This window comes from Sphaerisporangium sp. NPDC005289 (assembly GCF_040607455.1).
GTDB classification, from domain to species: domain Bacteria; phylum Actinomycetota; class Actinomycetes; order Streptosporangiales; family Streptosporangiaceae; genus Sphaerisporangium; species Sphaerisporangium rhizosphaerae.
The window spans coordinates 1-1,378 of record NZ_JBEXGS010000067.1; the positions used below are offsets into that span (position 1 = coordinate 1).

Sequence of the window (1,378 nt, forward strand, 5' to 3'; positions counted from 1 at the left end):
CTAGTGTCATGCGCCTGAAATTCGTCACTTAAATTTCTATGATTGCCGCATGTCGTCTTCGGGGCCGTCTGCGGTGGAGATCAAGCTGACCGATACCGAGCGTGCTCGGTTGGTGGAGTTGTCGGCCGAGTCGTCGGGGTTGGCGGTGCGGGCGCGGATCGTGCTGGCGTGCGCGCAGTCGGGTGCCGGTAACGCGCAGGTGTCGCGGGAGCTGGGGGTTTCGGTGCACACCGTGCGCAAGTGGCGTTCGGTGTTCGCGCGAGGCGGGGTGCAGGCTTTGGTGAAGGAGTCCCTGCCGGGGCGGCCTAAGGCGGGGTTGACGCTGAGCGATGCCGAGCGGGTGACGTTGCAGCGGTGGGCGCGGCGCGCGAAGTCGTCCCAGATCCTTGCCATGCGATCGAAGATCGTGCTGGCGTGCGCGGAGGGCAAGGACAACAAGCAGGTCGCCGATGAGCTGCGGGTGGATCCGGCCACGGTGTCCAAGTGGCGTTCGCGGTTCATCCGGTCACGGCTGGATGGCCTGGTCGACGAACAGCGGCCAGGCCGTCCGCCGTCGATCACCTTGGACCAGGTCGAGCAAGTGGTGGTGGCGACGTTGGAGCAGACACCGAAGAACGCCACACACTGGTCGCGGGCATCGATGGCCGAACGCAGCGGGCTCAGTAAGTCCACCATCGGGCGGATCTGGCGGGACTTCGGGCTCAAGCCGCACCAGGCCGACACCTTCAAGCTGTCAAGCGACCCACTGTTTGTGGAGAAGGTCGTCGATGTCGTCGGCCTGTACCACAACCCGCCCGAGCGGGCGGTGGTGCTGTGTGTGGATGAGAAGTCCCAGATCCAAGCACTTGACCGCTCCCAGCCGGTGCTGCCGATGATGCCGGGCATGCCCGAGCGGCGCACCCACGACTACGTCCGCAACGGGATCACCAGCCTGTTCGCCGCGTTCAACATCGCCGACGGCAGTGTCATCGGCGAGTTGCATCGCCAGCACCGGGCTGCGGAGTTCAAGAAGTTCCTGGTCACGATCGACAAGAGAGTGCCGGCCGAGCTGGATGTCCATCTGATCTGCGACAACTACGGCACCCACAAGACCCCGCAGATCAAAGCCTGGCTGGCCCGCCATCCCCGCTTTCACATGCACTTCACCCCGACCGGCTCCTCCTGGATCAATCAGGTCGAGCGGTGGTTCGGTCACCTGACCGACCAGCTCATCCGCCGCGGAGTCCACAAGAGCGTCCAGTCCCTGGAGAAGGACATCCGCGACTGGATCGTCCACTGGAACCAGAACCCCAAACCCTTCGTATGGACCAAGACCGCCGAAGAGATCCTCGAATCACTCGCTAAATATTTGGGACGGATTTCTGGCGCATGACACTAG

The 1,378-nt window shown here is 63.7% G+C and carries 1 protein-coding gene; it reads left to right on the forward strand.

Features of this window, described 5'->3' with window-relative positions; all coding sequences use genetic code 11:
- Nucleotides 1–49: 49 nt before the first annotated feature.
- Nucleotides 50–1,372 (forward strand): IS630 family transposase, encoded by a 1,323-nt coding sequence (locus ABZT47_RS40325; RefSeq protein WP_354854109.1) that lies wholly within the window; start codon nucleotides 50–52, stop codon nucleotides 1,370–1,372.
- Nucleotides 1,373–1,378 lie beyond the last annotated feature (6 nt).

Coding starts and splice junctions, on each gene's coding strand:
- ABZT47_RS40325 (WP_354854109.1), top strand. CDS start 50: ATGTCGTCTTCGGGGCCGTCTGCGGTGGAGATCAAGCTGACCGATACC.